This is a genomic window from Zhongshania sp. R06B22 (genome assembly GCF_040892595.1).
Classification (GTDB): Bacteria; Pseudomonadota; Gammaproteobacteria; order Pseudomonadales; family Spongiibacteraceae; genus Spongiibacter; species Spongiibacter arctica.
This window is the reverse complement of the sequence record NZ_JBFRYB010000001.1, coordinates 873,564-896,097: the sequence shown is the minus strand read 5'-3', so window position 1 is coordinate 896,097 and position 22,534 is coordinate 873,564. Positions and strand designations below refer to the sequence as shown.

Sequence of the window (22,534 nt, the reverse complement as noted above, 5' to 3'; positions counted from 1 at the left end):
GCACTATTCAACCATCTATCCACCGGCGCCGGCTCACTTGTCGCTTAACGACATCTAAAATGTCGATGATAAACGCACCCATTTCATGATCCGTTTCCGATTCGGTACTTAGGGAGGTCAGTACTCCATCCACAATATCAGCAAACAAGGCAGCAAATTCCCTTTCATTTAAACGACCTACCCCCTGGTCAATCACTCTGCAGACAATATCAGTGATCGCATGATCAAGTAGATCGCCCACTGCACCACCGACTATCGGAATACGGTCAATAATTTTAATCTCTCGATTTTCGTGCACCGCATTACTCACGGTCTCTGTTACAAAAAAACGCAAATCATCTCGACTCTGAGCATGAACCGTTTGCACCGCGACGACGATGCGCTCGCGCAGCAACTCAGTTAGTTGCGCCTGCCTTGGCCTCACCACCTCATCCAAAACCTGCTTCTCAACGCCTGCACTGCCGCGCAATTCAGCTTGCACTCCGTCGAGCACATTAACTACAACGCGATCAGAAATCTCTTCCATCACAATGTTATACACCGCCTTTACCCAGCGATACGGCGCCCACTTGGTGAAGTCGACAATACCCATTTCTTTAAAACGCACTAACACCACATAAATGCGCAAAACTCGAAGCCATCGAAACTCAGCGACCGGGATACAACCCAAAATATCGTACCAATGCAGCACCGGATAGGCTAACCAATGGCCATACACCTTATTGTAGAGTGCAAACATCCAGCGCAACAAAAACTCAGTAATGAAAATGGAAACAAACACTAGGTCAATACGAAAGAAACGCTCATTAATAACGGCGTAATTATCCAGCCAGACAACCGGCAGTATGTATGCCATAATGTTGCGCAACTCAGATACAGACCATGCGCTATCAAAGATGATCCACAATAGATTAATAATTGCCAAGCCGACCATAGTCAAATCAATAGCTAGGCCGACCTTGCCCAGATCGCTAGCCCAACGCGACCCTTTTGGCACAAATTCATTTAGCTCAGGCTGCGACATGCTTGCTCCGTTAATTAAAGATATTAACAATGGATAGATTCTAGCTACGATACCAGATGATTCAAAAACACACATTTATTAGTCGCACTTACTTTACAGATCAGAGAAACATTATCAGCAGTTCAGACACGGTAGATCTCAAATAAGCACAATAAAAGATGCACCAGATAGTTACGGACATAGCTTCTTTCAACCTAGTAAGCAGGACATAAATATGAAAAATAAATTACTCACCTTACTTAGCGCCATCGCCTTATCAGGATGCATGCCCTCGGGCATTACCAGCAAGATTATGGAAAAAGGTATTGAGATGCGAATATCAGCCAACGCCATGGCTGAGTTAGAGGATGGCTTACATTTTGTACTTTGCGGCGCTGGCGGTCCCATGCCCGCACCAAATGCATCTGGACCGTGTTCAGTGGTTATTGCCGGGGACCGCATGTTTGTTGTTGATGCCGGTACCGACGGCATGCGTAATATCATGCGAATGGGCTATCCCTTTGGCCAGATTGAAGCTGTCTTTCTCACCCATTTTCACTCAGACCACCTTGATGGCTTGGGCGAAATGGCGACCATACGCTGGGCCGGCGGCGCCAACACCAGCCCTCTTCCCGTCTTCGGCCCCGAGGGCGTGGGAAGGGTCGTTGATGGCTTTAATATGGCCTATAGCCACGACTTCGTTTATCGCCATGCCCACCATGGTGATGCCGTGGCACCAAGCAGCGGCGCGGGGCTTATCGCCAAGCCATTCATAAAACCAATCCAGGGCGAATTGACTGTACTGCTAAGCGACGAGAATTTAACAATTGAAGCTCTGGCGGTTAATCACGCCCCCGTTGATCCGGCCGTCGCCTATCGCTTTACTTATAAAGGTCGATCCCTATTGATCACTGGCGACACGGTAAAATCTGCCAATATCGAAAAGTTTGCTCAGGGTGTGGATTTGCTCGTTCACGAAGCCTTGGCTCCAAATTTGGTCATGCTAATGAACAAGGTTGCCAAAAAAACCGGCAATACGATTGCCGAGCACGTAACGTTCGACATTCTTGATTACCACGCCAGCCCAGTTGACGCAGCAGAGACCGCACGCGATGCCGGCGTAGGCCATCTTGTGTACTACCATATTGTGCCGCCCCTCGTTATGCCGGGGCAAAAGAAGCTCTTCCTGAATGGTGCTGACAAGATCTTTAAGAACTACACCATAGGTGAGGACGGCGTCGCATTTAGCCTGCCCGCGGGATCTAAGGAAATCATTAAAACCAGTAGCGGTTTGTAGGTCTTTTTGCTGACCGAAAAATATCATCACCAAATCGGCCTCGCAGAGGCGTATTAAAGGATAAATTACTTAGGGGAATAGCTTCTTTAAAGACGAATGCCGCAACGCGCCGAACGGCTAGGGTGCTGATTTATTAAGTGTCAGCGCCCTGCCACCCTCGTGCAGAAAGCAAATTGATGGACCTTATCATTTTAGCTTTTCAAGAATAATATTTTCGTAGTTGCGAATGCGCTGCACATAAATAACCGGTTCCATCCCTCTGGCATAACCGTATTTCAAATCTTTGTAGTAACGCTTGTCTGACAACTTGGGCAGCACCTCTCTAATATCGACCCAACTTAAAGGGTCTTTACCCAGCTTTCGGGCAAGTACTTGCGCATCGTGCATATGCGCGCGACCAATATTATAGGCCGCTAATGCCATATAGGTGCGATCAGGTTCGGGAATATCTTCACTAAATCTATCACGCATTTTGGCAAGGTAGGTCGCGCCACCCGGAATCGCTTGCTTAGGATCGAGACGGTCTTTTACACCGAGAGATTTGGCGGTATTTTGCGTCAACATCATAATACCGCGGACGCCGCTGGGGCTTTTTGCCTTGGCGTCCCAGTGCGACTCCTGATAGGCCTGCGCTGCAAGCAGAGCGTCGCTAAAGGCATGTTTTTCTGCCGCTGTTTCAAACAGACCATCGTATTTCGGCAGCCGTTCATCAATCCGCTCTACCAGCGCACGAGTATCAACAAAGTCAAAATTTTCGATATAACTGTAGTGACGGTAGTGAACCAGATCTAGCGCCAACTTTCCGTCTGTACTTGCCATCCATTGATTAATCGCTAGTCGAAGATCATCACTGCCCTTGCTCATCAACCATACGTGGTGTTTTGGCTCTGCCAAATCAAACATCACAATCAATTCCGGCAGAAAGCGACGATTCACCGCGACAATATTGGAATCAGCTACCGAGCAATCTAGCTTGCGCTCCCAAACTTTTTGCAGCAGCGTCTCGGTGCCACTGCGCTCATTACTCTTCCAGGTAATTTCCGGATTATCTTCTTGCAGTCCCAGTAGTGATTCTTCGTAACTGCTTGATTTTGGCACCTCCAATGAAACGCTAGCCAAATCAGCAAGGGACTTGGCGACGTTACCGCCACGCCGACATACAACTTGCTCCGTCACGGTGTCTATCGGATTGGTAAACAAATAGTCAGCCCCACGCGACTTTGTTTTGCTTAGTCCCGCGGCCGCAAAATCACCCTTTCCGCTTCTCACTCCTTCTAAAATATCGCTGATATTGTCTTCAACAATAAAACGCAATGTCACACCAAGGGAGTCTGCAAACGCCTTAGCTAATTCATATTCTGCACCGACAGCTTCATCGTCACGATTAAGATAATAGGTGGTGGGTGCATTTCGGCTTAACACTCGGAGCTCACCCGAGGCTTTTATTTCAGCTACGGTCCGACCGGCCGCCGCACTACCAGAGGATGATCCCTGACCGCAGGCAGCGGTAACAGCCAAGATTAGAAACATGTACATGATTCTGACGATAATCTGCATTATGGTCTCCGCTAACATAATTTTTCTTGGCATACATTCTCGTGGCTCAAATCATTTTGGCACGGCGCCTGCTATCAGGACTTTAGTTAAGATAGTAAGTGTTACGGCAAGACACCGAAGTCCGATGAACAGGGAATACAACAAATTACGGTGGCTCATACCTCCAGTTTTACATAAAACAGCACAACTATTCCAATGCGCAACATGCTGACAAATAGCCTAAAACACATAGACTCAACACTGAAACACGCCAAGGAGTATACTCAGTGCACGACTACTGCAGTACTCACAAAGAGCAATACGGGACTTCACTTACACTAATGATAAATTGAAAATATTTATAAAAAATAGAATCCAAATACGCTGCGCCGGAATCGCATGCCAAATCCCCGACAAAAAAATAATAATTTATTATTATACGATCCAAGCATTGGCTAACGGGTGTTCACACTATCGACCTCCACTCAAGTACTACATCGAGCGAGAGTTGATTTTCTGCATTTAAAATTCATGGCTTCCTATGGAGCAGGATTTGGGATTCGCTCGTGAATATCGGCAATTCCCTGCATGACTTCCTCGCTCAACTCCAACTCGGCGCTGTCAATATTCTCCTCTAATTGCGCCATTGTAGTCGCACCAATAATATTACTCGTTAAAAATGCCTGACTATTTACAAAGGCCAGCGCCATTTTAGTGGGACTCAAATTATGGCGCTCTGCCAAGGCCACATAAGCTTCTGTGGCAGTCACCGCCTGTGGATTACTATAGCGTCGGAAACGCTCAAATAAGGTAATACGGCCATCTACAGGACGGGCGCCATTGCGGTATTTACCACTTAACATACCGAACGCCAAAGGCGAATAGGCGAGTAAACCAACGTCCTCCCGAATCGCCATTTCAGCCAAACCAATTTCGAAAGTGCGGTTAAGTAGGCTATAAGGATTTTGTATAGTAGCGATACGCGGCAGGCCATATTGTTCTGCCAAGTTTAAATAACTCATCATTCCCCAAGGGGTTTCATTGCTAATGCCGATGGCTTTGATGACGCCTCTATCGACGAGCTCAGATAGCGTTTCAAGAATCTCATGTAAATGTTGTTCGGCATCATCAGCACTGTGCTGGTAGCCCAGCTTTCCAAAAAAATTGGTGGCACGATTGGGCCAATGAATTTGATACAAGTCGATATAGTCGGTTTGCAAGCGGGTTAAGCTACCTTCTATCGCTTCTAAAATTGCAGTGCGGCCAAGTGGCCTGCCCTCGCGAATATGAAGATTTCCGGGACCGGTTGCCTTGCTGGCAAGAATGATCTCTCGGCGGCGGCCACTTTGCCGAAACCACTCCCCCATATACTCTTCGGTTTTACCTTGGGTTTCGGCGATCGGCGGCACCGGGTACATTTCTGCGGTATCAAAGAAATTAATACCTCGCGACACCGCATAATCCATTTGCTCGAAAGCCTCTGCCTGGGTGTTTTGCTCACCCCATGTCATCGTGCCCAAACAAATCTCGCTAACGCTGATTCCGGTTTTCCCGAGTTCACGCATTTTCATTAGCATCCCCTTCTTATGCTGTTCATTATTTATTAAGACTGAAGCTCAATTTAGTGTACGTCAATTCACCCTGAGATGATTAAACGCGACGACATAAGCAGGTGGGAAATACAGCCAATATATGGATATACATATATCCAGAGGTGACGTAAGCTTAGATCTCGCTGCTGCCATCAAGAAATGTTCAGTTATATGACACCGTCCCAGCTTTTCAAATGCCTGTCCGACGATACCAGGCTGTTTTCTACCCTGCTGATCCATAGCGAAGGCGAGCTTTGCGTGTGCGAACTAATGACCGCGCTGGAGGACAGCCAGCCCAAAATTTCACGACACCTAGCGCAATTAAGAAGCTGCGGCCTACTTGCCGACCGTCGCGACCGCCAATGGGTCTATTATCGCCTACATCCAGAGCTAGAGCCGTGGATCACGCAAATTGTGGCGACCACCGCCGCGGCCCATAAAGACCCGCTGGCGTCTTGCCTGCAAAAGCTTAAAACCATGCAATGCCGTCCCGAACGCTGCGCCTAATCAAAGAAGCCTGCCATGAATATATTGTTTATTTGCACCCATAATCGCTGCCGCAGCATTCTTTGCGAAGCCGTCACTAGACACCTGAGTGGCAGTCGTATTAATGCCTTTAGTGCCGGCAGCCAGCCGGCGGGGGAGGTTCATCCGCTGTCACTAAAATTTCTCGCTAAACGCGGGATTGATATCAGCAATCTGCGCAGTCAGTCCTGGGATGATTTTGCAGCCACAACTATCGATATAGCCATTACCGTTTGTGACAGCGCGGCAGGCGAAAGCTGTCCGCTGTGGCTGGGGAATTCGCCGAAGGTGCATTGGGGGCTTAGCGATCCATCCAAACTCACAGGCACTGATGATGATATTGAAGTCGCTTTTAATACCTGCATCGATGCCATCGAGGCGCGGATTAACGCCCTATTAGGGCTAGATTTTGAAACTTTAGACACCCCCACACTAGTAGCGGCACTGGGCGAAATACACAACAATGCCAATCAAGGGAGTACATTGTAATGGGCTTTTTTGAACGTTATCTCAGTGTCTGGGTAGGTCTATGCATACTCACAGGCATGCTACTGGGCAATTTACTGCCTGAACTATTTCAATTCATTGCCAGGCTTGAAGTCGCCCATGTAAATTTGCCCGTGGCGATATTTATTTGGGTCATGATCTTTCCGATGATGGTGCAAGTTGATTTCTCTGCAATAAAGGACATTGGCAAAAAGCCCAAAGGCTTGGCATTAACCTTAGTCATCAACTGGCTGATAAAGCCGTTCACCATGGCCGCCTTGGGCTGGCTGTTTTTTCGTGTTCTGTTTGTCGACTGGGTCGACCCAGAAACCGCAACCGAATATATCGCTGGTATGATTTTACTGGGCGTAGCGCCCTGCACCGCAATGGTCTTTGTATGGAGTCAGCTCACTAAAGGTGACGCCAACTATACCTTGGCACAGGTCTCTATCAACGACATTATTATGATATTTGCCTTTGCGCCAATAGCCGCCTTTCTACTCGGTGTTAGCGATGTCACCGTGCCCTGGGATACCCTGCTATTGTCGGTTGTACTCTATGTACTTATTCCCTTGATTGCCGGGGTATTAACCCGCCGCGCACTCGACCGGCCAGATAATCATGAGCGCCTGCAGAGCTTTTTGAATACCACCAAGCCTATTTCAATAGCCGGCTTACTCGCCACCGTCATTTTGCTTTTTGGCTTTCAGGCTGAGGTCATTTTGCAACAGCCTTTGGCCATAGTCCTGATTGCTATTCCACTGCTGATTCAAACCTACGGCATCTTTGCTATCGCCTTCTTTGGCGCCAAGGCCCTAAAACTACCCCATAATATCGCCGGCCCGGCGTGTTTAATTGGCACTTCTAATTTCTTTGAACTCGCCGTCGCTGTGGCCATTTCACTCTTTGGCCTACAATCTGGCGCGGCCTTGGCAACGGTGGTCGGAGTACTGGTTGAAGTACCTGTCATGCTGTCGCTGGTGGCGATCATAAACCGCAGCCGCCATTGGTTTCCCGCATAAAGCACACACTAAACGGACATCACCATGCACGAACTCAATAACATCGAAGCGGACCTACTGAAGCCCATCGACGCACAAAAATTATTCAAACCTCTGGATCACCCACCCCAAATATTACTGCTATACGGCTCTTTACGAGAACGCTCATTTAGCCGCATGGCATGCGAAGAAGCCGCGCGACTACTTACGTTTTTTGGCGCGGAAACCCGTATTTTTAACCCCAGTGGCCTGCCACTGCCAGATGACAGCGATGCCTCACATCCCAAGGTACAAGAGCTGCGCGAATTAGCGAGTTGGTGCGAAGGCATGGTGTGGTGTTCACCAGAGCGCCACGGCGCCATGACCGGTATTATAAAGGCGCAAATAGATTGGATCCCCCTCAGCATAGGAGCGGTGCGTCCAACTCAAGGTAAGACCCTCGCCGTTATGCAGGTTAGTGGCGGATCGCAAAGTTTTAACGCTGTGAATCAGCTGCGGGTACTCGGCCGCTGGATGCGCATGCTGACCATTCCCAATCAGTCATCTATCGCCAAAGCATGGCTGGAATTTGATGACAATAACCGCATGAAACCGTCGTCATACTACGATCGCATTGTTGATGTAATGGAAGAGTTAGTGAAGTTCACCCTACTCACTAGAGGTAGCGCGGATTATTTTGTTGATCGCTATTCCGAGCGCAAAGAGGATCAGGAGGCATTTAAAAAGCGCATCCTTCAACGCTCAGACTAAGGCCGAGCTGGCTTAGTCTGAACAGCAAAAGACCTACGCCTTCAGCATCAACAACAAGGCGCGCCGTCAATCAGGCCACTATCAAACGGCAAGCCAACACCACAGCCCTCAAAAATACCGTAGTGACGGTTAAAGTCACCAATGAATTCAAAATGCGGAGCCAGTCGGGTGTCATGCAACATCCGCCAGGTATTGCCACATACCGGAAATACTTTACCGGCCTGAATATCATGATGTTTGTCGAGCACAAAACGATCAGGGCTATCGGCAATACTGCCGCGATAAATTACCGCCTGGCCATAATCTTCACAGTCGCTTTCGAGCGCATCAAGATTAAATAGCCGGTAGGTAGCCGAGAAGAATTTGATGTTCCCGCAGCGGGCCGCCAATACTGGATCGGTGATTTCTAAGGGCCGATCCTCCACTAAGCGCGAATCCGTAAAGCCATGGCGCTTGGCTAGCTGAATAAAATCATTCCAGTAGAGCGCGCCGCCCAGACATTCACCGTACAAAACCGGATCACTTCTTACTGCCTCTGGCACTCGACGATCCGCATAAACATCCGAGAAGTAGAACTCCCCGCCCGGTTTTAATAAGCGCTTTATACTTTTAATAACAGCATCTTTATCGGGCGACAAATTGATCACACAATTCGAAACCACCACATCGAAACTACCGGGCTCTAAATCCAACTCATCAAGCTTTTCTATATAGCCTTTCAAAAACCGGACGTTATCAAAACCGAATTTTTCGCTATGGTAGTCTTGATACTCTATGGCAATCGCCAATTGCTCGTCGGTCATGTCGACCCCGACCACCTCACCATGTGGACCCACCAACTGCGCTAAAGCATATACGTCGCGCCCACTGCCGCTGCCGAGATCTAGCACTCGACAGCCTTCTAGCAAGGGAGGACACACCAGTCCGCAACCGTAGTAACGCGATAGAACCTCTGCGTGGATATTGCCCAACACCGGCTTTAGCCATTCCGGCATGGCTGTGAAATCGCAGCAGGCACTGGTTTTTAGATCTGCCGAACTCTGCAGCTGCTTACCATAGTAATCTTGAACTACGTCGTGCATAACATTTCCTAAATAAGAGTGGGAGCCGCCATTTACTTTAGACAAAAGATTCAAAAGGTGGCAATGCTCGCCAATAGAGTGATTGCAAATATAAACATTAGGGCAAGCACATCAACCGCCTTAATATTGTAGCCAGTCTTAGACGAATCTAATGCCGCGACGCGAAGCTCTCTAGCAGCCATAAACAAGGGAAAGGCAACACTGATGGCGATAAAAACACCCGCAATTACATACACATATAAATACTTCACGCCCAGGCGTCGACCTTCAATAAACATCCATACATTGCAGACAAAGGCTAAAAACAAAATATCCACGGTTAAAAATCTGCCGGCCGGATTGGCATTAAAAAGCGCATCTTTCCAAAATTGAACATTTGCGCCAACAATACCGTTCCCAAAATAGGCAGGTAGATGCATCCATGCCAGAAGCAGCGCAAGTAGCGCGGTTACGCAATACAGTGCTACTAGGACTTTTGTTTTCAGTTCCATTAACTACCCCTACCATCTTTTTGATGAAAATAAATATTATTGAGAGTCCGCTAGTACAACCAGTTACAGCGCACCACCACAACTACTGCCCTGACCCGCAGTGCAAGCAAAGCAATGATCCGCAATAGCAATATCACTACCATCAATATCTACTTTCAATAAATCGCGCAGATGACGGTTGCCTTTTGCGGGCACTGGCAGCTCCAGCAACTGATTAAAATCGCAGTCGTACAAATTACCTAGCCAATCCACACTGACCATATTTCGACACATGAGAGACTCTAGATTCGCTTCGCTAAAATTATCTTTGAGCAAATCCATATAAGGTTTGAACTGTCCTTTCGACACCAAAGTAGAACCAAATCGCTTGATCGGCATATTTGCCAAGGCAAACAAATTATTAAATTCAATATCAAATTTGGCGCGCAGCTCACGACGATAATCTGCTTCTAAAGCTTGTTGATTTGGCGGCAACGAGGGCCCCTGGGGATTGAAGACCAAATTCAAAACCAAATCCGAACCCGGCATGCCATAACCTAAAGAGTTTAATAATTGCAGGCCCGCAATGCTTTTATCAAACACGCCCTCGCCACGCTGGGCATCGACATTTTCTAGTGAATAGCACGGTAGCGACGCCACTATTTCTACTTTATTAGCGGCCAGAAATTCTGCCAAGCCTTCTTGGCCTGGCTCAAACAAAATCGTTAGATTACAGCGATCGATTACCTTTACCCCGATTTTTACCGCGGCGCTGACAAGCTCACGAAAATGCTCATGTATTTCTGGCGCGCCGCCGGTCAGGTCGAGTTTCTGAATATTTCTAGCCAGCAAGACCTCGGGAATAAGTGCGATCATCTCCGCCGACATCATTTCGGTGCGCTCTGGGCTTGCATTTACATGGCAATGTAAGCACCGCTGATTACATTTATAGCCGAGATTTACCTGCAAGATATCCAGTGACTTACGGGATATAGCTGGGAAGTCGGTGACTTCCAGTAGCACCATAGTATCGTGCATTTTCGCCCCTATTTTATCCTAATGTTTAAGACTGACTCGCGAGCCGCAGCGTTGTTACACACCGTGTTACACGCCACGCCCACAGAGCCCCTACGGCAGAGCGCTGCCAACAGACCACAAACCAAGGTCGGCAGGCATTGAAAAACCTATTATTACGCAAAAATAATACCTCGTCGGCACTTGCCGTCATGGGTATATTTCTCTCACAATTACAATACCTTACCCGACACGCTAAATCTTTAAGAAGCGGAAATGACGCACACATATTAGATGTTTTGATGAGATTTATGCTGAGATTCCGCCTAAAACAAAGAATTACCGTATAATACGCCGCTTTCACGCGAAGAGAGCAAAGCAATGACCGCAAAAGTTGCCCTGATCATGGGCTCAAAAAGTGACTGGGAAACAATGCGCCCAGCCACCGAGATCATGAGCGAGCTTGGCGTAGAGCACCATGTAGAAGTGGTCTCGGCCCACCGCACTCCGGACAAGTTAATGGAATTTGCCAGCCAGGCCATCGGTCGTGGCTTTGAGGTGATTATTGCGGGCGCCGGCGGCGCAGCGCACTTACCCGGCATGGTCGCAGCGAAAACTCGTCTACCCGTTCTAGGTGTGCCAGTGCAAAGCAAGGCATTAAACGGTGTCGACAGCTTACTCTCTATCGCGCAGATGCCTAAGGGCATCGCCGTTGGCACCCTGGCCATTGGCAGTGCCGGCGCCTTCAATGCCGGCTTAATGGCCTGCCAAATTTTGGCTCTTAGCGACGCCGAGTTAGCGAGTCGCCTGGAAGCCTTTCGCGCCAAGCAAACCCAAGACGTATTAGACAATCCGGACCCGAGGAACACGTAATGCCAACGGTATGGGTTCTCGGCGCCGGACAATTAGGCGCCATGCTCAAGCAGGCAGCCTACCCCCTAGCCCTTAGGGTTGAGCCGGTTGAACCTGACAGCGAGCAGCTGCCAAATATAAAGGATGACGACATTGTTACTGTTGAGCGCGAACAGTGGCCAGACACGCCAGTAACGCGCTACATGAGCCAGCAAGCCAGCTTCATGAATGCCGATATTTTCGGCAAGATAGCCGACCGCTTTCACCAAAAAACCATGCTCGATAGCCTCGAGATCAACACCGCACCCTGGTGCTCTGTGGAAGTTGATACCAAGGCGGCAGCCCTACACGCCGAGTTAGGCTGCGATGTGCTGCTTAAGCGTCGCGAAGGTGGCTATGATGGCAAGGGACAGCATTGGCTATACCAAGATCAGGGCGGCGACGTTCCTGCCGACTGGCGTGGCACCGGGATTGCCGAAAAGAAAATACCATTTGATGAGGAATTGTCACTAATTGGCGCGAGAGACCAAGACGGTAAAAAAGTGTTCTACCCCTTAACGCTGAATTTACACCGCAATGGTATTTTGATGGCGTCGATCGCCCCGCTCTCCCGGGTGGCGCACTTGCAAGACACCGCCGAAGCAATGTTGGGTAAAATCATGGACTCGGCTAACTACGTTGGCGTGATGGCTATGGAGTGCTTTCGTGTTGGCGAGCAACTCATCGTCAATGAACTTGCACCGCGGGTTCACAATAGTGGTCACTGGACTCAGGCCGGCGCCTGCGTCAGCCAATTTGAAATGCATTTACGGGCGGTAAGTCGCTTGCCTATTAAGGCCCCCGAGGTTCGCGGCTACAGCGTGATGATTAATATCATTGGCGTGGAGCGTGAACTCGATTGGATGAAAATTCCATCTACCCAGTGCTATTGGTACGGCAAAGACGTTCGACCGGGTCGCAAGCTTGGTCACATCAACCTTAATCACCCAGAAAAAAGTGCCCTGCAAACAGCCTTGCACGAATTGCGCGAGCTACTGCCAGAGCATTATCAAGACGTATTTAATTGGGTAGAAACAGAATTGGCGCGAGCCTAGTCATACCTTGCATTGGGGCTTAGCTTTTAATTTCAGACCTACAAAAGCCCCAAGCCGTGTAAAACAAACATGATCAAACTGGTGCTGAATAGCGACCCCAGCGTGGTCATGACAATGATATTGGCTGCCAGCGCCGCATTACCCGCCATCGCCCTCACCATAATATAACTGGCTGCCGCCGTCGGCGCGGAGGACATTAGCGCCAACACACCTAAGTCCATTCCCCGAAAACCCAAGGCAATACCGCCGCTAATCAGCAGTATAGGCACCACCATCAATTTACAGATGGCGCTGACCAAGGCGCTATTTAGATCGGCGCGCAAAGCCTTAAAATTCAAGCTCGCCCCCGTGCACAACAAGGCAAGTGGCAGTGTCATTTGGGCAAAATACTCGCCACTGCGCAACAGTAAACTCGGCAGCGGCCAAGCCATTGTGGCGAAGGGCAAAGCCGCAACAATACTGAGAATAATAGGGTTGCGGGCAATATCCTTTAAGGTTTTGGCCACGCCGCCCGCTCGATTCATACTGCGATTAAGAGTGATGACCGCCAGAATATTGTAAAGAATCGTGACCAGAGCCAAGTACAAAGACGCCGCAACTAATCCTGGCCCACCATAGGCATTAACGCAGTACGCTAGACCAATAATGCCCATATTGGATCGGAAACCACCCTGCACTACTACACCCCGATCTTCACGCCGTGGAATCAGCCATCGCGCCACAAGCTCTAACATTAGATAGACCGCAAATGTCGCTACCAGGCCAAAAAGCACTAATTTAAGATTGGCCGACTCGGCAATACTGGTTTGACTAATACTAATAAACAGCAGGGCTGGCAGAGTAATATTGAAAACTAGCTTACTGCCAATTTCGATAAAATTATCGTTAATGATTTGGGCGCGATTTAAATATACGCCGAGGGCCAGCACCACAAAAATGGGGCCAGTGATTGAAAAGGAATACGATAGTGATTGTAAAAATGTCTGCATGAAAAACGCTCTTAGATATCAGCCAAGTATCACATATCTAAAGAGCGTCATCGACCAAGGCCATAAAAAAGAAGAAGCAACGCTAACACGCTACTTCTTCAATGCCCCTTTCCACGGAGAATGTCAAAGTCACATCAGTGGCTAATCATCCAGGGTCGCTGAGAGGGGAAAACCTTACTGCCGTCAGGCAGGTAAATAGCCTGTTGGCGCAAGCTACTGCGATCCGGGTGGGCATTATCGCTGCAGCCACAGCCTTTTTTTGCTGCAGCATGTGCACGCCGTTGGGCTAGGTCTTCCCTGGAATCCACTGACGATATAATTGGTTGATGAACCGCCTTCTCATTTTTAGCTATTGCCTGACGCCGCGCTGGCGACATCGCCAAGACTTCAGGCGGTATCATTATTACTCGCGCGCTAAGCTTGCCACACTGCGGACAAGCACAGGGTAGCGCCGCCTCATTCATGCTCGCCAGGTCATGAAATAGACCATGATCATTACATTTGTAGTCGTATACCGGCATCGTTTGCCTCCAAGTCCAACACGTTATATTGCTCGCCTGTTTCACCGCCAGGAAAGACTGTAGATACGGGCAAGCCTAGCCTCTATGACGTAGCCTTAACTTAAGGCTTAAGGTCCGGCGACAGGGGCACATCCACCGTGCTATCCACCATCTTAGTTGGCCCCTCAGCGTTCGGCTGCATATCAAAGTCAAAGATATCGGTGGGTAGCCATAACGTTGCGCAAGCATTGGGTATATCTACCACCCCGCTGATATGCCCCTGCACCGGCGCGACCCCGAGAATGGTATAAGCCTGTGCACGGCTATAGCCAAATTTGGTCATATACTCAATGGCATTTAGACACGCTTGACGATAAGCAATATGGACATCGAGATAATGCTGCTTACCCGCTTCATCGACTGAAATACCTTCAAAAATAAGATAGTCGTCATACTTAGGGGTAATCGGGCTTGGTTTGAAAATTGGGTTCTTAATACCGTACTTTTTAATACCGTCTTTAATCAAATTCACCCGGATATGAATCCATCCCGCCATTTCGATAGCACCACAGAAAGTGATTTCACCATCACCCTGACTAAAGTGAAGATCACCCACACTTAGGCCAGCGTCTTTAACATAAACAGGGAAGTACACCTTGGCTCCGCGGGACAAATCTTTAATGTCGCAGTTACCGCCGTGCTCACGCGGGGGAACAGTACGCGCGCCCTCAGCAGCAGCCGCTGTCGCTGCGTCGCCTTTCATCCGCCCCATGTGCGCTGTATCTGCGTATGGCAAGGTTGCTAGTTCTGGTACCCGTTGCGGGTCGGTATCAACCAGCGCTTTCTCACGGGTATTCCATTCGTCCAGCATCTCACGCGACGGTAAGCAGCCAATCAAACCGGGATGGATTAAGCCTGCAAATTCAACATTGGGCACATGGCGAGATTTGGTAAACATACCGTTAAAATCCCAGATCGATTTTTGCGCTTCAGGAAAGTGCTCTGTTAAAAACCCGCCGCCATTTTGCTTAGAGAAAAAACCATTAAAACCCCATTGGCTTTCTTCAAAAGTACCGATGTCTAAAATATCGACTACTAATAAATCACCCGGCTCGGCACCTTCAACCCCTACCGGCCCAGACAGAAAGTGCACCTTACTTAAATCAACATCACGCACATCGTCGGCAGAGTCATTATTGTTAATCTGGCCGCCAGTCCAATCCACACATTCAATTTTAAAATCATCACCGGGTTTTACCATCTGCACCATGGGAATATCAGGATGCCAACGATTATGAATCATGTCGTTGTCGTACGCCGATTTACTCAAGTCAACTTTGATGATTGTTTCAGCCATCGTTCTTCTCCGGATCAGTCATAGGAAATTCTGAATAGCGCCACGACCGGTTTATTGTTATATCTTGCCCAAGGCCTGATACCCGAAAACACCGTCGTCGCCATGACCTTACTATCGGTAATCAATAGCAAAACCGGTATTAGTCAATTGCCTATAGAGCTACGTTAAATGACGTAGGAGACTATTAGCGAGTCTCACGACAAAGGAGAAAAGAAGGGGGGATAGTGCGGATTCTTCCCACCACCTAGCTCTATATAAATAACTTGGCTCGCTGGCGGTGAAGAGTGAAAATGGGAATCGCTATACGAACAATATGTAAAATGTTCCATCATTTTACTGAGACACGTCGCGTTTACTTAGTAATCACAGCCACCCATGTGACTGTTATAAATATATCGCATGTAAAAACTATTTCGTACTCCGACCCAATACCAAAAATACGCCCGCTACCATCAACACCAAGCCGGCTAAACGACGCAGGCTAATAGGATACTGCGGGGCGCCGATAAGACCATAATGATCAATGAGCGTCATCGCTAGCAACTGCCCCAATAGAACAAAGGAAACGGTATTAGATATACCAAAGCGCGGCGCGATCCACGTTATCGCTAAATTGTAGAATGTAACTACAACGCCGCCAGTATAGAAATACCAAGGGATTGAAGTGTCATAAAAACGCGTTGGCACGCCTTCAGTAACTAGCAAATAAATTACGCTGAGTAGCAAGCCCACCAATAGCAGAAGCGTCGAGGCCAACGCTGGATTACCTAATTTGGCTCCCAGACCACCATTCAGCGCAGCCATGACCGGAATACCAAAGCCAGCGACAAGCATTATAGAGGAGTAAAAATAGCTGCTATTCATGAGTATCTCTGACTAAGTCAATTGAAGCGTAGGCATTGCCACCCAAGGTGAACGTATTACAGCGCCACTGAAAATACTGCCCGCGTAAAAAAGGAAATTTAAATCCAATATTATTTTTAGCGTCCGTTTAATTCACTTAAGCGAGCCTGGAATTCAGTCACTTTTTGTTGATTTAAAGTATTAACGGGTAACTCCCGAAGGCCATCCCGCAGTATGCTCTGGGCGTCTGCCAACAACTCATTCCCAGCCGAGGTGATGCTTGCGAGGCTTTGCCTAGCATCGCGCTCGCTGCGCTCGGTAGCGATGTAGCCAAGCTTCTCCAGCGGCTTGAGCGCTCTGGTTACGGCTGAGGCTGTAAGACCTACCGAGCTTGCCAATTCGATCCTTGGTAAGCCGCCTGCACTCGCCTCCGCAAGCGTCTTTAATAGGCGATATTCACTAAAGCTAATACCCTTGGTGTTCGATAGCACACGATCTAATCGACGCTCCAAGGCCGCAGCAGTCTCTAGGAATTGAAGCACTGTGGCTTCGGTGTGCACTGCTATATCGCTCATAAATATACCTGCATAATACTTGATCAATCAGGTATTGTGCAGGTATATATTGAAGGGGTCAAGCCTCCTTACAAAAGGTGGCGTATGGGAATAATCAAAGTACTACACAGATAAGCGGGAAAACTGCCACGCCACGGACTGCGCTAGGCAGCCGGCCGACCATAAGGCAATAGATATTAGGCACTGGCTCTTACATCCATAATATTATCTATGCGCAAACACCAGCCAACTAGTTATTAGACCGATAAATAGGCTCTAATTTTCGCGGTATCGACATCGGCTCTCAGGTCTTCATGAATAAAGTTACCCTTGTCGATCACAATAATACGATCTGCAACTGTCATGGTGAAGCTCAAGACCTGCTCAGAAACGATAATCGTAATATCGCGTAATTTTTTAATCTCGTTCAATACGTTGGCAATATCTTTAATAATTGAAGGCTGAATACCCTCAGTGGGTTCGTCTAGCAACAGCACCTTGGGGTTGGTCACCAGCGCTCTGGCGATGGCGAGCTGCTGCTGTTGACCACCAGAGAGATTACCGCCTTTGCGTTTTCGCATCTCTGCCAAGACAGGGAATAAGGCGTAAATATCGTCGGGAATCTTTTTAAGCTTAGAAACTTCCATACCGGTTTCGATATTTTCCTGTACCGTTAACGAAGGAAAGATCATCCTACCCTGTGGCACATAGGCAATACCGCTGGCTACGCGCTGAAAACTTTCCTTATCGGTGACGTCAATACCGTCAATACTAATACTACCCTCTGAGGTCGGCAGAATACCAATAAGAGACTTAAATAAGGTGGTCTTACCCATACCGTTGCGGCCCATAATTGCCAGTGTTTCATTCTTCGGCACGGTAAAATTTAGGCCGTGAATAACTTCACTTTGACCGTAGCAAACTTTCAAATTAGAAACATTTAACATACAAATTTTCACCTCACCCTAGCATCTTGTTTGGCAGCTTACGCAATGAACACATAGTGACTTAGATATAACTCCCGCTAGTGCCCCAAATACACTTCTATCACCTTCGGGTCTTTCTGCACGTCTTCCATATCACCCGCAGCAAGAATTTTCCCCTGATGTAATACTGTTACTTTCTGAGCAATACGCGCCACAAAATCCATATCGTGCTCAATAACCAATACCGAACGGCCCTGGCTAATCTTTTTTAGTAACTCAGCGGTTTGCTCTCGCTCTTTAACGCTCATCCCGGCAACAGGTTCATCCAGCATTAGCAGCTGGGGATCCTGAATCAGCAGCATACCTATCTCTAGCCACTGCTTTTGGCCATGGCTTAATAAACCCGCTTCAGTATCTAGGGAATCTTCGAGCATGATTTGTTTAGCGACTTCCATTATTTTGTCGCTCACTTGGCGGTCGTGTTTAAACATAAGCGAACCAAAGACACCCCGACCACGTGGATAGGAGATCTCTAAATTCTCCATCACACTTAGATTTTCGTAAATGGATGGGGTTTGAAACTTACGGCCCACACCCGCTCTAACAATCTGATGTTCAGCGAGATTGGTAAGTTCGGTGTTAAGAAATTTAATACTACCGGACGTCGATTTAGTTTTACCGCAAATCAAGTCCAGCACGGTGGTTTTCCCTGCGCCGTTTGGACCAATAACGACATGAAGTTCATTTTTTTCTAAGTAGAAATTTAAACTATCTACCGCTTTAAAGCCGTCAAAGGACACGGTTAGGTCTTCAATCGCAAGCGTAAAATTAGTATTCGTACTCATGATTTTGTTCCTTCCAGCTCAACATTGTCTGTGTCAGCTTTGTTTTTTTCGAATAAGCTCTTTATAAACTCTAAGCGCTTAGTGATGTGGTGACCGTAGTCATCCCACAAACCTGCCAAGCCGTTTGGAAAAAACATCACCACGGCAATGAATAAGCCACCCATCAAAAACAACCACAACTCAGGAAAGGATTCGGAGAAAACGGTTTTACCAAAGTTGATTAACAAGGTGCCATACACCGCGCCAATAAGTGACATACGACCACCAACGGCAGCGAAGATAACCATTTCGATAGAGGGTACGATGCCAACAAACGACGGCGACATAAAACCAACCTGCAAGGTGAACATTGCCCCGCCAATGGCTGAGATCATCGCCGCAAAGCAGAATACAAATATTTTAAAGTTGGCAACGTCGTAGCCCGAAAAGCGAACTCGATCTTCTTTGTCGCGCATAGCCAGCAATAAGCGACCAAACTTACTGGTGAGTACAAAACGAGACGCGATAATAACTGCTAGTAAAAGAAAGCAATTGATAAAGTAAAACAGATTTTTAGCGCTATCTGAGGTGATATCCCAGCCATTGAGAGTACGGAGATCGGTGATACCGTTGATGCCGCCAGTTAAGCCCTGCTGACCGACGATTAAGACCGTTAAGATAACCGAAATTACCTGGGTTATTATCGCAAAGTACACACCACCAACCCGACGCTTAAACATCGCCGCACCAATGATATAAGCAAAGAAGGTCGGCACGACTAAGATGGCAATCAAGGTAAATGTGAAGCTGTGAAATGGCATCCAGAACGCCGGAAGTTCCGTTATCTGGTTCCAGTCCATAAAATCAGGAATACCCGGCGTCGACTGGATGGCTGTGTTCTCTGGCGACGACGCCTCTAGTTTTAAGAACATCGCCATGGCGTAACCGCCAAGCCCAAAAAAGATACCCTGCCCCAAGCTCAAGGTACCACCGTAGCCCCACAGCAAAACTAAGCTCACCGCCGCAAAGGCATAGGTCAGGTATTTACCAACTAGGTTCAATCTAAATGAATCGAGAAACAGCGGAAAGACAACAAGGATAAGCGTCGCTAGTATGCAAAATCCTATTAAGCCTTTTTTATCACCAAACAATTTTTCGTAAACAAAGCTCATCATTAACTCCTAATAATTTAGAACCAGGCGCGCCACATCCGAAGTAGGTTCGTCTTAGCGACGAACCTTGCTGGCGAATAGGCCTTCTGGTTTGAACATCAAAATTATTACCAAGGTGAGCAAGGTAAAGACTTTGGCCATTGATCCGCTGATAAAGAATTCGAGGATTGATTGCGCCTGTGCGATGGAAAATGCTGAAGCGATTGTGCCGAACAAACTAGCAGCGCCACCGAAGACCACAACCATAAATGTATCGACGATATACAGTGTTCCCGTGGTTGGTCCGGTAGAGGCAATAGTGGTAAATGCCGCGCCGGCCATACCAGCAATACCGCAACCGAGAGCAAAAGTGTAGCGGTCAACTTTTTTGGTATTGATACCCACTGCGCCACTCATCACCCGGTTTTGGGTAGTGGCACGCACTCGCAAACCCCATCTGGATTTAAACATGAGATAGAACACCGCTAAGGTAGTAAATATCGTCAAACCGAGTACAAACATTCCGTTGATTGGAATATCGATCATGTCTGTCGGCTGAACTGATCCCATCAGCCAATCTGGTAAGGTAGGACTGACTTCCCTTGCGCCAAATATAGAGCGATAGGATTGCTGCATAATTAAGCTCAAACCCCAGGTCGCTAACAGCGTATCTAGAGGCCGCTTATAGAGATGCCTTATTAATATAAATTCTGCTAGATAGCCCAACACCCCTGCAACCAGAAACGCGGCTGCTATCGAAAATACGAAATAGTAGGGCATGAATGCCGGAATATACGTTTCCGTTAAAGAAGAAATCAAATAGGTGGTATACGCACCCGCGGCCATAAATTCGCCGTGGGCCATGTTAATAACGCCCATTTGTCCAAATATAATTGCGAGCCCCAAGGCCATCAGCAACAGTACGCTAAACAAGCTGATGCCGGCGAAGCCTTGCATTGCGAATATCGCGCCTAACTCATCGTAGCTATAACCGCCCATTACTTAGCCTCCGCTAATAAATACGTCAACATTCTTTGCACACTTAATTACTTAAAAGGGATTGGCGAACATCCATGTTCGCCGGTATTTCTGATATTTTCAGTACAAGCCCGCGGGCCTATTGGTAACCTTCTGGGAATGGATCTGGCTCGAGCAGTTCAGAGGTATACACCACTTCAGCTTGACCATCTTTCTTCCACTTGCCGACGCGCGCCTTGCTCCATAGATGGTGATTGGGGTGAAGCTTTACATAGCCTTCTGGTGCGGTGGTCAACTCGATGTCACCTTCTTCAGATGCCGCCACTACCGCGTCAACGTCGAAGGTACCGGCTTTCTCAACAGCTGCCTTCCATAACCAAGGCCCTAGGTAGGCGGCTTGAGTTACATCGCCAATTACGCTGTCATCGCCCCACATTTCTTTAAACGCTTTCACAAAGGCCACGTTGTTGGGGTTATCCTGACTCTGGAAGTACTTCATGATGGAGTAGAAGCCTTCGAGGTTTTCACCACCGATGCCCAGCACTTCATCTTCGGTTACCGAGATAGTCAGTAGCGTTTGTTTCTTAGAGGTTATCCCGGCTGCTTTAAGCTGCTTAAACCATGCGACGTTACTACCACCTACTACCGCGGCATAAATAACATCAGGCTTTTTCAAACGGATTTTATTGATGACCGTACCGAACTGGGTATCGCCCAGCGGCTTGTACTCTTCGCCCACAACCTTGCCACCTAACACGGTTTCAATGTGTTTACGGGCAATTTTCATGGAAGTACGTGGCCAAATGTAATCAGAACCGATCAGATAGAAAGTCTTTGCACCCTTCTCTTTAGCTACCCAATTCAAACCGTCTAGAATCTGCTGAGTGGCTTCCTGGCCGGTGTAAATTACGTTTTTAGACTGTTCCAATCCTTCATAGAAAGTTGGGTAGTAGAGTAGACCGTTTTCTTTTTCAAATACGGGCAGTGCGGCTTTGCGGGATGCCGATGTCCAGCAGCCAAATACCGCTGCCACCTTGTCATTCACCAACAACTTGCGACTTTTCTCTGCAAAGGTCGGCCAATCACTGGCGCCATCTTCTTGAATGATTTTGATTTGGCGACCCAAAATACCGCCAGATTCATTGATTTGCTTAATAGCCAGTTTTTCAGCTTCTTGTGCACCCGTCTCACTAATCGCCATGGTGCCTGTTAGTGAATGTAATATACCCACCGTGACGGTATCATCAGTTACCGCTTGGCCAGTGGTTGTGGCAGGCGCTGCCCAGCTCAACTGCGACGCTAGGAGGATTCCCAGTGGCAGAGCGCCTATTGCTCGAACCACCTTGCGGCGACCCCAGAAACGCCGATTATTGGATTTGTCACTCATCGTTACTTCTCCTACGCTACGGTTACTTGATTCGACAGCTAGCAGTTTCCGCAGAAGTACCTCGACTCACCATGAGGTGAATGCTCCACCTCACTATGTTAAATGACGTATACCGCCAACTGAGCGGGCGAGATAGTTTCTAACCTCAGCGGGCTAGGATATGGATCGCAGGTGAAAAGATCGGCATTGATATTTAAGCAGTATCAAATTTTCGTATTCTTAATTTGCGCAGACGTCGCCGCAGACTAAGAGAGTTTTTGTGGTGGCACCTTTCCTGCAACGCACTAGCTAGTCTCTAGCCAGAAGTAAGCCAAGCAGTGCTT

23 protein-coding genes are annotated in these 22,534 nt (G+C 47.9%); 7 read left to right on the top strand and 16 right to left on the bottom strand.

Annotated elements, in window-relative coordinates:
* Positions 1-7: 7 nt before the first annotated feature.
* Positions 8-1,024, bottom strand: coding sequence for a hypothetical protein (locus tag AB4875_RS04085; protein ID WP_368374775.1), 1,017 nt, complete (start codon positions 1,022-1,024; stop codon positions 8-10).
* A 214-nt stretch (positions 1,025-1,238) separates the two neighbouring features.
* On the opposite strand from AB4875_RS04085, the gene AB4875_RS04080 reads away from it, so the two are divergent.
* Positions 1,239-2,300 (top strand): MBL fold metallo-hydrolase, encoded by a 1,062-nt coding sequence (locus AB4875_RS04080; protein ID WP_368374774.1) that lies wholly within the window; start codon positions 1,239-1,241, stop codon positions 2,298-2,300.
* Between the two features lie 186 nt (positions 2,301-2,486).
* Here the strand turns inward: AB4875_RS04080 and mltF are convergent, their stop codons facing one another.
* Both mltF and AB4875_RS04070 read right to left on the bottom strand, forming a co-directional pair.
* The gene (gene mltF, locus AB4875_RS04075; protein WP_368374773.1) at positions 2,487-3,857 is read right to left on the bottom strand and encodes a membrane-bound lytic murein transglycosylase MltF; all 1,371 of its coding nucleotides are present in this window, start codon (positions 3,855-3,857) and stop codon (positions 2,487-2,489) included.
* 518 nt (positions 3,858-4,375) lie between these two features.
* Entirely contained in the window at positions 4,376-5,407 is a 1,032-nt protein-coding gene (locus AB4875_RS04070) for an NADP(H)-dependent aldo-keto reductase (protein ID WP_368374772.1), read from the bottom strand.
* A gap of 192 nt (positions 5,408-5,599) precedes the next feature.
* Between AB4875_RS04070 and AB4875_RS04065 the strand changes: the two genes are divergently transcribed.
* From AB4875_RS04065 to arsH, 4 genes are read left to right on the top strand one after another with little or no spacing between them, the layout of a single operon-like run.
* A complete protein-coding gene (locus AB4875_RS04065) occupies positions 5,600-5,935 on the top strand; it encodes a metalloregulator ArsR/SmtB family transcription factor (RefSeq protein WP_368374771.1) in 336 nt (111 codons plus the stop codon).
* A 15-nt stretch (positions 5,936-5,950) separates the two neighbouring features.
* On the top strand, positions 5,951-6,442 hold the full coding sequence (locus tag AB4875_RS04060) for an arsenate reductase ArsC (RefSeq protein ID WP_368374770.1): 492 nt from the start codon (positions 5,951-5,953) through the stop codon (positions 6,440-6,442).
* Positions 6,442-7,461: an ACR3 family arsenite efflux transporter gene (gene arsB / locus AB4875_RS04055; RefSeq protein WP_368374769.1), complete on the top strand. Its 1,020-nt coding sequence runs from the start codon at positions 6,442-6,444 to the stop codon at positions 7,459-7,461. Before AB4875_RS04060 ends, arsB begins: the two co-directional genes overlap by 1 nt.
* 24 nt (positions 7,462-7,485) lie before the next feature.
* Positions 7,486-8,190 (top strand): arsenical resistance protein ArsH, encoded by a 705-nt coding sequence (gene arsH, locus AB4875_RS04050; protein WP_368374768.1) that lies wholly within the window; start codon positions 7,486-7,488, stop codon positions 8,188-8,190.
* A 47-nt stretch (positions 8,191-8,237) separates the two neighbouring features.
* Here the strand turns inward: arsH and AB4875_RS04045 are convergent, their stop codons facing one another.
* The 3 genes from AB4875_RS04045 to arsS form a co-directional block, all read right to left on the bottom strand.
* A complete protein-coding gene (locus AB4875_RS04045; RefSeq protein WP_368374767.1) occupies positions 8,238-9,272 on the bottom strand; it encodes a methyltransferase domain-containing protein in 1,035 nt (344 codons plus the stop codon).
* 50 nt (positions 9,273-9,322) lie between these two features.
* Positions 9,323-9,763 carry a DUF2834 domain-containing protein gene (locus tag AB4875_RS04040; RefSeq protein ID WP_368374766.1) on the bottom strand — a complete coding sequence of 147 codons (441 nt, stop codon included), beginning with the start codon at positions 9,761-9,763 and terminating at the stop codon, positions 9,323-9,325.
* Positions 9,764-9,826: 63 nt separating this feature from the next.
* Positions 9,827-10,780 (bottom strand): arsenosugar biosynthesis radical SAM (seleno)protein ArsS, encoded by a 954-nt coding sequence (arsS, locus tag AB4875_RS04035; protein ID WP_368374765.1) that lies wholly within the window; start codon positions 10,778-10,780, stop codon positions 9,827-9,829.
* Between the two features lie 357 nt (positions 10,781-11,137).
* Here arsS and purE point away from each other — a divergent pair, with 357 nt between their 5' ends.
* Entirely contained in the window at positions 11,138-11,629 is a 492-nt protein-coding gene (gene purE / locus AB4875_RS04030; RefSeq protein WP_368374764.1) for a 5-(carboxyamino)imidazole ribonucleotide mutase, read from the top strand.
* Complete coding sequence (gene purK, locus AB4875_RS04025) at positions 11,629-12,702, top strand: 5-(carboxyamino)imidazole ribonucleotide synthase (RefSeq protein WP_368374763.1); 1,074 nt, start codon at positions 11,629-11,631, stop codon at positions 12,700-12,702. Before purE ends, purK begins: the two co-directional genes overlap by 1 nt.
* Positions 12,703-12,740: 38 nt before the next feature.
* Here purK and AB4875_RS04020 read toward each other — a convergent pair whose 3' ends face one another.
* The 10 genes from AB4875_RS04020 to urtA all read right to left on the bottom strand — a co-directional run bounded on the left by AB4875_RS04020 (position 12,741) and on the right by urtA (position 22,211).
* Positions 12,741-13,691, bottom strand: a complete 951-nt coding sequence (locus AB4875_RS04020) for an AEC family transporter (protein ID WP_368374762.1) — start codon at positions 13,689-13,691, stop codon at positions 12,741-12,743.
* A gap of 134 nt (positions 13,692-13,825) precedes the next feature.
* Positions 13,826-14,212: an FmdB family zinc ribbon protein gene (locus AB4875_RS04015; protein WP_368374761.1), complete on the bottom strand. Its 387-nt coding sequence runs from the start codon at positions 14,210-14,212 to the stop codon at positions 13,826-13,828.
* A 100-nt stretch (positions 14,213-14,312) separates the two neighbouring features.
* Positions 14,313-15,548 carry a formamidase gene (gene fmdA / locus AB4875_RS04010; RefSeq protein WP_368374760.1) on the bottom strand — a complete coding sequence of 412 codons (1,236 nt, stop codon included), beginning with the start codon at positions 15,546-15,548 and terminating at the stop codon, positions 14,313-14,315.
* A gap of 408 nt (positions 15,549-15,956) precedes the next feature.
* Positions 15,957-16,412 carry a DMT family transporter gene (locus tag AB4875_RS04005; protein WP_368374759.1) on the bottom strand — a complete coding sequence of 152 codons (456 nt, stop codon included), beginning with the start codon at positions 16,410-16,412 and terminating at the stop codon, positions 15,957-15,959.
* Positions 16,413-16,528: 116 nt separating this feature from the next.
* Positions 16,529-16,966, bottom strand: a complete 438-nt coding sequence (locus AB4875_RS04000) for a MarR family winged helix-turn-helix transcriptional regulator (RefSeq protein ID WP_368374758.1) — start codon at positions 16,964-16,966, stop codon at positions 16,529-16,531.
* Positions 16,967-17,202: 236 nt separating this feature from the next.
* Positions 17,203-17,892: an urea ABC transporter ATP-binding subunit UrtE gene (gene urtE, locus AB4875_RS03995; protein WP_368374757.1), complete on the bottom strand. Its 690-nt coding sequence runs from the start codon at positions 17,890-17,892 to the stop codon at positions 17,203-17,205.
* Between the two features lie 77 nt (positions 17,893-17,969).
* Complete coding sequence (urtD, locus tag AB4875_RS03990; RefSeq protein WP_368374756.1) at positions 17,970-18,716, bottom strand: urea ABC transporter ATP-binding protein UrtD; 747 nt, start codon at positions 18,714-18,716, stop codon at positions 17,970-17,972.
* Complete coding sequence (gene urtC, locus AB4875_RS03985; RefSeq protein WP_368374755.1) at positions 18,713-19,867, bottom strand: urea ABC transporter permease subunit UrtC; 1,155 nt, start codon at positions 19,865-19,867, stop codon at positions 18,713-18,715. Before urtC ends, urtD begins: the two co-directional genes overlap by 4 nt.
* Positions 19,868-19,921: 54 nt before the next feature.
* A complete protein-coding gene (gene urtB, locus AB4875_RS03980) occupies positions 19,922-20,845 on the bottom strand; it encodes an urea ABC transporter permease subunit UrtB (protein WP_368374754.1) in 924 nt (307 codons plus the stop codon).
* 118 nt (positions 20,846-20,963) lie between these two features.
* A complete protein-coding gene (urtA, locus tag AB4875_RS03975) occupies positions 20,964-22,211 on the bottom strand; it encodes an urea ABC transporter substrate-binding protein (RefSeq protein ID WP_368374753.1) in 1,248 nt (415 codons plus the stop codon).
* Positions 22,212-22,534 lie beyond the last annotated feature (323 nt).

Bases quoted from the DNA above. Each gene is read 5' to 3' on its own strand.
- mltF (WP_368374773.1), bottom strand. From the start codon at position 3,857: ATGCAGATTATCGTCAGAATCATGTACATGTTTCTAATCTTGGCTGTT.
- AB4875_RS04000 (WP_368374758.1), bottom strand. From the start codon at position 16,966: ATGAGCGATATAGCAGTGCACACCGAAGCCACAGTGCTTCAATTCCTA.
- AB4875_RS04065 (WP_368374771.1), top strand. From the start codon at position 5,600: ATGACACCGTCCCAGCTTTTCAAATGCCTGTCCGACGATACCAGGCTG.
- purE (WP_368374764.1), top strand. From the start codon at position 11,138: ATGACCGCAAAAGTTGCCCTGATCATGGGCTCAAAAAGTGACTGGGAA.
- urtC (WP_368374755.1), bottom strand. From the start codon at position 19,867: ATGAGCTTTGTTTACGAAAAATTGTTTGGTGATAAAAAAGGCTTAATA.
- AB4875_RS04040 (WP_368374766.1), bottom strand. From the start codon at position 9,763: ATGGAACTGAAAACAAAAGTCCTAGTAGCACTGTATTGCGTAACCGCG.
- urtE (WP_368374757.1), bottom strand. From the start codon at position 17,892: ATGTTAAATGTTTCTAATTTGAAAGTTTGCTACGGTCAAAGTGAAGTT.
- fmdA (WP_368374760.1), bottom strand. From the start codon at position 15,548: ATGGCTGAAACAATCATCAAAGTTGACTTGAGTAAATCGGCGTACGAC.
- AB4875_RS04020 (WP_368374762.1), bottom strand. From the start codon at position 13,691: ATGCAGACATTTTTACAATCACTATCGTATTCCTTTTCAATCACTGGC.
- AB4875_RS04085 (WP_368374775.1), bottom strand. From the start codon at position 1,024: ATGTCGCAGCCTGAGCTAAATGAATTTGTGCCAAAAGGGTCGCGTTGG.
- AB4875_RS04060 (WP_368374770.1), top strand. From the start codon at position 5,951: ATGAATATATTGTTTATTTGCACCCATAATCGCTGCCGCAGCATTCTT.
- AB4875_RS04015 (WP_368374761.1), bottom strand. From the start codon at position 14,212: ATGCCGGTATACGACTACAAATGTAATGATCATGGTCTATTTCATGAC.
- arsB (WP_368374769.1), top strand. From the start codon at position 6,442: ATGGGCTTTTTTGAACGTTATCTCAGTGTCTGGGTAGGTCTATGCATA.
- AB4875_RS04005 (WP_368374759.1), bottom strand. From the start codon at position 16,412: ATGAATAGCAGCTATTTTTACTCCTCTATAATGCTTGTCGCTGGCTTT.
- AB4875_RS04080 (WP_368374774.1), top strand. From the start codon at position 1,239: ATGAAAAATAAATTACTCACCTTACTTAGCGCCATCGCCTTATCAGGA.
- AB4875_RS04070 (WP_368374772.1), bottom strand. From the start codon at position 5,407: ATGAAAATGCGTGAACTCGGGAAAACCGGAATCAGCGTTAGCGAGATT.
- arsS (WP_368374765.1), bottom strand. From the start codon at position 10,780: ATGCACGATACTATGGTGCTACTGGAAGTCACCGACTTCCCAGCTATA.
- AB4875_RS04045 (WP_368374767.1), bottom strand. From the start codon at position 9,272: ATGCACGACGTAGTTCAAGATTACTATGGTAAGCAGCTGCAGAGTTCG.
- purK (WP_368374763.1), top strand. From the start codon at position 11,629: ATGCCAACGGTATGGGTTCTCGGCGCCGGACAATTAGGCGCCATGCTC.
- urtA (WP_368374753.1), bottom strand. From the start codon at position 22,211: ATGAGTGACAAATCCAATAATCGGCGTTTCTGGGGTCGCCGCAAGGTG.
- urtB (WP_368374754.1), bottom strand. From the start codon at position 20,845: ATGGGCGGTTATAGCTACGATGAGTTAGGCGCGATATTCGCAATGCAA.
- arsH (WP_368374768.1), top strand. From the start codon at position 7,486: ATGCACGAACTCAATAACATCGAAGCGGACCTACTGAAGCCCATCGAC.
- urtD (WP_368374756.1), bottom strand. From the start codon at position 18,716: ATGAGTACGAATACTAATTTTACGCTTGCGATTGAAGACCTAACCGTG.